This is a genomic window from Salinicola sp. (assembly GCF_982684285.1).
The window spans coordinates 1-7,422 of sequence record NZ_CEXLVS010000211.1; the positions used below are offsets into that span (position 1 = coordinate 1).

Genomic DNA, 7,422 nt, shown 5'->3' on the forward strand with positions numbered 1-7,422 from the left:
ATCGCCGATGCGCAGGACTTCTGCCGCCCCACCCTCCGCCACGATGCGCTGCTGATCATCGAGGATACCCGCCGGCATCCCGACTTCGCCAACCATCCCCAGGTCCTCGGCCCCCCCCATTGGCGCTTCTATGCAGGCGTACCGGTACGGGATTCCAACGGTTTCGGCCTGGGCGCGTTGTGCCTGGTGCATACGACGCCAATCGCCTCGTCGGCGCTGGATTTCGGCATGCTCCATGTCCTCGCCAGCCAGATCGAGGATGAGATCGACAAGCGTCCAGTCGACCGACCGATGTCGAAACCGAGCCGCGATCATGTCGACGCGCTGACCGGCTTGCCGAATCGTCGTCTGCTTCAAATGCTGATGGACGCGGAGCTGGCATCTGCCCGACAGCGTAACGAGGCCCTGTCGGTCTGCCTGATCAATCTCGATGGCTTCAAGCACATCAACGAAGCACATGGCAGCGCCGTGGGCGACGAGGTACTCCAGGTCATCGCCGGGCGCTTGCGCGACGCTGTCCGCCGCAAGGATCTGGTGACGCATCTGGGCGGTGACGAATTCGCCATCATTCTGCGCAACAGGCTGCAGCCCGAGGCCTGCAACCGCGTTCTCGACCGGATTCGCGCGCCCATCCGGACATCGAGCCTCGTCCATACGCTCACGGCCAGTATGGGAATCACCTGCTATCCCGAAGACGACGAGGACGCGGACGCACTGCTTCATCACGCCTATCAAGCCATGTACTCGGCCAAGGAGACCGGCAAGAACGGCTACTGTCGTTTCGACCCGAAGCTCCATCACTCCCGGCGCAAGCGTCTGGCGGTGGCCCGTGAGGTGAAGCTCGCCCTGTCGCGGCAGCAACTGGAACTCTTCTACCAGCCCAAGATCGATTACCGCCATGACACCGTGTCGGGGTTCGAGGGCTTGCTGCGATGGCGTCGGCCTTCGGGTGATATCCTGCCGCCGGACTGCTTTCTCCCTGCTATCGAGAACAGCTGGCTCGACATCGAGCTTGGCAAATACGTCATCGACAGGGCGCTGGCGGCCCTGGACTGGATCGTGCAGCGCGGACTCCCCTATTCGATCAGCGTCAACGTCAACCCCTCCAGCCTTCTCGACAGCGGCTTCATCGATCATCTACACCAAGCCCTGGCACGCCAGAAGCGGGATCTGGCGGGACGGCTCACGCTGGAAATCCTGGAAAGCACCTCACCCCACGAGGAGATGGAAGCCATCGTGGTCAACGTTCAAGCTTGTCTGCGACTCGGGCTACAGCTGTCGCTGGACGATTTCGGTACGGGTCAGTCGTCGCTGAGTTATCTGCGCACCTTCCCGACCCAGAAGATCAAGATCGACCGGTCCTTCGTGATCGGAATGCTCGACAATCCCGAGGATGAGGCCATTGTCGCGGCGATCATCGGCCTCTCCAAAAGCTTCAACCGGCGGGTCGTGGCGGAAGGGGTCGAAAATGGCGCGATCGAGGCACGCCTCAAGACTCTCGGCTGCGATCTGGGGCAAGGCTTTTACTACAGCCCCGCACTCCCCTTCGAGGAAGCGATGGCGTGGGCCGACGCCTATTCGAAACGGCGACACTGAGTTGCCGTCGGCGGCACGCCCGCGAGACCTTCAGGATCACCCGCCCCGGGCACCGCTGTCGGCGAGCCGAACGAATGGCGTCAGCCGGACATCGATGGTCACGGTGAGCGAATCCAGGGCTGCCGCCCGTTCCCGGCCTTCGGCACTGGCGCGGTGGAAATGCGGCGTCATCATCAGCAGATCGGCGATCGCCTGCGGCTCGCTCAGCGTCAGCTGGAAACGGATCGTCTCGACATCCCGCCGGGCCAGTCCATCGGGCGTCGTTCGAGAAGGTTCGCGCTCCGGCTTCAGGCTGGGATAGATGACCTCGCGCAACTCTCTCAGATGGTCCGGCCCGACATCGGCCTGTATCAACACCCCGCCCGGCTCGAGCACGCGCACGAACTCCGGATAGACCGCGAAACCGAACAGGCACAGCACGCAGTCCAGCGCGCCGTCCTGCACCGGAAGCTTGGCATTGCTCGCCACCACCCAGTTACTACCCTCTCCCTCCCGATCACGCGAAACCGCATGCTCCTGTCTGGCGGCAGACAGCACCGCCCACTTGGAGATATCCAGCCCCAGCAACGACAATGCCGTCTCCCGCTTGCCCGCCGCCTCGGCCAGTCGACGCAGGTAGTAGCCTTCCCCACAGCCGGCGTCGAGACAGCGAAGCTGGCCGTTCCCCGGTCGTGCCGAAAGCGCGGCGCGGGCAACAGCGTCGGCCACCGGCGCATAGTGACCGGCATTCAGGAAGCGTTGCCGCGCGGCAACCATCGCCTTGCTGTCGCCGGGGTCGCGCGAGCGCTTGTGCTGGACCGGCAACAGGTGGGTGTAACCCTGGCGCGCCACATCGAAGCTATGGCCGGCATCGCAGCGCCAGGTCCGACCCTGACGCTGCATCGGCTTGCCGTCCAGCGGACACGCCAGCGCGGAGAAAGGAGTGGAAGACATATCGCTACCGCTTGCTCGTGGAGCCCGCCAGTCTACCCGACATCCCATTCGATGAGGGCGGGCCGTCAGGCTGAAAGACGCGCCAGGCCGAATCCTGCCAGCGCGGATGCGGCCTCTCCCGTCACCAGCCATTGCCCCAGCGACTCGCCCAGGGCACTGGCGAACTTGAAGCCGTGGCCGGAGAAGCCGCCGGCGACGATCAGCCCGGGGAGCGGTTCATCGATCAGGAAATGCTCGTCCGGCGTGCGGATGTACTGGCAGACCGCACCGCGATGCAACGCCCCGACGCCTGGAAGATAGCGGTCGATCACCCGCCGCAGCTCGACCAGGTCATCGGAGTGATCGCCGAACGGCGCCATCGGCTCGCCTGGGTCCAACGGCTGGCCGCTGTCATGGCGACCGATCTTGAAGCCGGCACCGTCGATATCGGGGAAACCGTAATAGATGCCCAGTTCGTCATCGGTCAGGCTGAATCCCGGGAAGCGCTGGGGCAGATAGCGGCTGTCCGCCTTGAACCAGGCGAAGGTCTTGCGCACCCGGGTCAGCGGCAGCTCGATACCCAGCGGCGCCAGCAGAGGCGCCAGGTGCTGACCGGTCGACGCCAGTACCCGGTCGGCGACAAAACGCCGGCCATCGTCACAACCGGCCTCGAACCGCCCATCGTCCCTATGCCGAATGCGCGTTATCGCCGTACCCGTCGTCAGCGTCACGCCGGGGCTGCAAGCCACCCGCCGCCGCCAGCAGTCGATGATGCGCTCGACCCGCAACACGCCGGCGCGCGACTCGAAGCCCCCGCGCATCGAATCATCCAGCTGCCACCCCGGCCAGCGCTCGGTGGCCGCCACGCCGTCCATCTCGTCCAGCGGCAGATCGTATCGTCGGGCACTGGCTTCGACCTGCCGAATGAACGGCGCCGATGACGGGCCAAGGTTGAGCACCCCCGTCGGAGCGAACAGCGACTCGCCAGTGTCCCGCTCCAGTTCCCGCCAGCGCTTCAGCGCGCGCAGGGCCAGCGGGACATAGCCGCTGCCCTCGCCGTAGGCCAGCCGGATCAGGCGCGTCTCGCCATGATGCGCGCCCTGATCGTGAGGCGGGCTGTGGGCGTCGAGCACCTGGATCGAATCCTCTCCGGCCGAGGCCAGGTAGTCGGCCGTCGCCAGCCCCATGCTGCCGGCACCGATGATCAAGGTCTTGCTGTGAACGGTCTGTGTCATGCGTCGACGAATCCCGGTATTCAATGGCTTACGTGGAGGTCGCTTCGGCGGTGCGCGGGGCGCGCTCGCCTTCACTGCGCGAGATGATGGCGGTACCCGCCAGGTCGCCGGTGACATTGAGGGCAGTGCAGCCCATCCCGACCAGTGCGTCTATCGAGGTCAAGAGCGCCACGGTCTCGATCGGCAATCCGACCTGGGCAAAGACCGTCGCGATCATCACGATGCCGGCGCCGGGCACGCCGGCGGTACCGATGGAGGTCAGCGTGCCGATCAGCACGATCTCGACCATGGTCATGAAGTCCAGCGGCATGCCGACGACATTGGCGGCGAACACCGCGGAGATCGCGATGCGGATCGCCGCACCGTCCATGTTGATGGTCGCCCCCAGCGGCAGGCTGAAGCCATAAAGGCTTTGGGAGATGCCCAGGCGCTGGGCGGCATTCAACGTCAGCGGCAGCGTGCCGGTGCTGCTCTGGGTGGCGAAGGCCGTGGCCATCGGCGTGCGTGCCTCGCGGAAGAACGCCTTCAGACGCACCCCGAAGACGCTCATCAACACGCCATAGAGAACGAGGTGTACCGCGAGGGCGAGATAGAGCACCACCACCATGCCGCCCAGCGACAGGATGGTATCCATGCCCTGCCTGGCCACGGTGCCGGCGACGATGGCGAACACCCCGATGGGCACGTACTGGAGCACGCCCGACATCACCTTCATGGTCACCGCGTTGAGGCCTTCGATGACCCCATAGAGCTTGTCACCCAGCTCTCTCTGCCCCTCGCCATGGCGCATCTTCAGCAGCGCAATGCCGAACACGAAGGCGGTGAAGATGATCCCCAGCAGATTCGGCTCGGCCAGCGCGCTGACGATGTTGTCCGGCACGATGCTCAGCAGCACGCTGACGATCCCCGGATTCTCCGGCACCTCGACGCTGGCGCCGTCGTCCAGCGCCATGCCCGTGCCAGGCGACAGTAACGACGCCACCGCCAGGCCCACCACGATCGCCAGGGCCGAGGTCAACACGTAGTAGCCGAACACCTTGCCGCCGATGCGGCCCATCCGGCCGACATCGGCCTGGTTGATACCCACGATCAACGTGAACAGCACGATCGGCACGATCAGGAACTGCAGCAGACGCAGCAGTAGATCGCCGAGCGGTGCCAGCCAGGCCGCGACGGACTCGCCGCCGATCAGCCCCACCGCCACGCCCAGCACCAGCGCGATGGTGACGCGCAGAATGAGTGAAGAGTCGAGATAGCCTCGAAACAGAGTTTTCATGAATGTGCCTATGACTAGCCGCCGGAGGACGTCGCAAACCGCAGCGGCGTCGATGCCGCATAGCGTAACGCAAAAGCCCGACGCTAGGCCGGGCTCGGTATGGCGAGAACGCGAAATCAGCCGCCGATCTTGTCCTGGGTCTGCGTCTCGAAATCGCTGGCGTCGTGGCGTTCGTGAAGCTGGGTTTCCGGCTCGCCGAAGGTACGGTTGACCATGCGGCCACGCTGCACGGCCGGACGGGCATCGATCTCCCTGGCCCAGCGCTGGACGTTCCCGTAGCTCTCCACGTCCAGAAACTCCGCGGCATCGTAGAGCCGCCCCAGCGCCAGTTGACCGTACCAGGACCAGGTGGCGATATCGGCGATGGTGTACTCGTCACCCGCCAGGTAGCGCGACTCGGCCAGGCGACGGTCGAGCACGTCGAGCTGACGCTTGGCTTCCATGGTGAAGCGATCGATGGCGTATTCGATCTTCTCCGGTGCATAGGCGTAAAAGTGGCCGAAACCGCCACCGAGGTACGGCGCGCTGCCCATCTGCCAGAACAGCCAGTTCATCGTCTCGACCCGCTGGGCCGGATCGCTCGGCAGGAAGGCGCCGAACTTCTCCGCCAGATGCAGCAGGATCGAGCCGGACTCGAATACGCGAATCGGCTTGGCGCCACTACGGTCCATCAGCGCCGGGATCTTGGAGTTCGGGTTGACCTCGACGAAGCCGCTGCCGAACTGATCGCCATCGCCGATCTTGATCAGCCAGGCGTCGTACTCGGCGTCCTTGCCCAGTGCCAGCAACTCCTCGAGCATCACGGTGACCTTGACGCCGTTGGGCGTCGCCAGCGAATAGAGCTGGAACGGGTGCTTGCCGACCGGCAGCGCCTTGTCGTGGGTCGGCCCGGCGACAGGGCGGTTGATACTGGCGAACTTGCCGCCGCTCTCTTTCGGTTCCCAGACCTTGGGAGGGGTATAGTCGCTCATCACAACTCCATGACAGCAATGGGTCCCGACGAAGCCGTCATCGCGGCCTCGCCATCGTGTGATAAAAACATAGCGTGTTAAAGGTTGCTCTGCGAGTCCGCAAGCGTGGGCCAGGCGCTATCCATGCGCAAACTCATGAACGCCCGCGCCGGTTGGGCGGGACCAGCCCGTGGCGGCGCATGCGCCGGTATAGCGTCGGCCGCGAGACGCCCAGCTGGCGCGCCACCTGGCTGACGTTCCAACCCGCCTGGTCCAGGGTACGGGCCAGCGCCAGCCCCTCGGGGTCGGCCGGCGTATCATCGCCAACGCAGGTCGTCGCGGGTGACGCGGATGTCGGAGAGATGGGCGGCGTTGCGACCCGATCGGCGCGGCAGCTCTCGGGCAGGTCATGCACGGTGATCGTCTCCCCCTCGCGGGTGGCCAGGGCGAACGCCAGCGCACTCTTGAGCTGGCGCACATTGCCCGGCCAGGGGGCGTCGAGCAGCGCGTGGAGGGCATCGGCGCGCAACTGCACGGCACCGCCCTGCTCGGCGGCCAGGGCGGCGAACAGCCGCTGGATCAGATAGCGGCGGTCGGCGCGCTCGCGCAGTGGCGGCAGGACCAGCTCAGCGCCATTGAGGCGGTAGTAGAGATCCTCGCGGAAGCGGCCCTCAACGATCAGCGCGGCGAGATCGCGATGGGTGGCGGTGACCACCCGCAGCGCCACCTTGATCGGCCGCTCCGCCCCCAGCGGCATCACCTCCTGCTCGGCCAGCACCCGCAATAGACGACTCTGCAGCGCCAGCGGCATGTCACCGATCTCGTCGAGGAACAGCGTGCCGCCGTCGGCCTGCGCGATCAGGCCACGCATCCCCTTGGGATTGCCGCCGGTAAAGGCCCCGGGCAGATAGCCGAACAGCTCGCTCTCGATCAACGACTCGGGAATCGCCGCGCAGTTGACCGCAACGAAGGGGCCCTCGGCGCGGTCACCGCTGGCATGCAGTGCCCGCGCCAGCAACTCCTTGCCGGTGCCGGTCTCGCCCCGGATCAGCACGTTGAGCGGCTGCCGGCAGAGCCGCCGGGCCAGGCTCAGCAACCGCTGCATCGCCGGGTCGTCCCCCGCCAGACGATCCAGTGCCGGCGTCGAGGTCGTCGCCACCCGGTGGTGGGCCTCGCTGGCAGCGTCAGCCGCGATATCAGTCACTGCGTCCGTCGCCGTCGCATCACGCTGGCGCAAACGAACACCGCGCGGCTCCACCAGTGCGACAAAGCGGATTTCGCCACTGGCGCGCAGACGCAGGGCGCGCAACTGGTCCGGCTCGCAGCGCGGCAACGCCAGCAGATCGTCCAGTTCGGCCTCGAACAGCTGGGTCACCTGGGTCGGTGCCGGCGGCGTGCGCTGGACGTGGGCGTCGATCAGCTCGTCAAGGGTAAACGCCGTCCCTTGAAGCCC

Annotated in this window: 6 protein-coding genes; 1 reads left to right on the forward strand and 5 read right to left on the reverse strand. The window is 65.9% G+C overall.

Annotated features, from left to right (window positions below; translation table 11 throughout):
• The coding region (locus tag AC3AYF_RS16055; RefSeq protein WP_487779996.1) for a sensor domain-containing phosphodiesterase at window positions 1–1,596 on the forward strand (1,596 nt) is incomplete at its 5' end.
• A 36-nt stretch (window positions 1,597–1,632) separates the two neighbouring features.
• On the opposite strand, the gene AC3AYF_RS16060 is transcribed toward AC3AYF_RS16055, so the two are convergent.
• The 5 genes from AC3AYF_RS16060 to AC3AYF_RS16080 form a co-directional block, all read right to left on the reverse strand.
• Window positions 1,633–2,529, reverse strand: coding sequence for a putative RNA methyltransferase (locus AC3AYF_RS16060; RefSeq protein WP_295036304.1), 897 nt, complete (start codon window positions 2,527–2,529; stop codon window positions 1,633–1,635).
• Between the two features lie 65 nt (window positions 2,530–2,594).
• A complete protein-coding gene (solA, locus tag AC3AYF_RS16065) occupies window positions 2,595–3,743 on the reverse strand; it encodes an N-methyl-L-tryptophan oxidase (protein ID WP_487779997.1) in 1,149 nt (382 codons plus the stop codon).
• 28 nt (window positions 3,744–3,771) lie between these two features.
• A complete protein-coding gene (locus AC3AYF_RS16070; RefSeq protein ID WP_295036302.1) occupies window positions 3,772–5,019 on the reverse strand; it encodes a dicarboxylate/amino acid:cation symporter in 1,248 nt (415 codons plus the stop codon).
• A 116-nt stretch (window positions 5,020–5,135) separates the two neighbouring features.
• Window positions 5,136–5,990, reverse strand: a complete 855-nt coding sequence (gene yghU / locus AC3AYF_RS16075; protein WP_295036301.1) for a glutathione-dependent disulfide-bond oxidoreductase — start codon at window positions 5,988–5,990, stop codon at window positions 5,136–5,138.
• Between the two features lie 133 nt (window positions 5,991–6,123).
• The coding region (locus AC3AYF_RS16080) for a sigma-54-dependent Fis family transcriptional regulator (protein WP_487779998.1) at window positions 6,124–7,422 on the reverse strand (1,299 nt) is incomplete at its 5' end.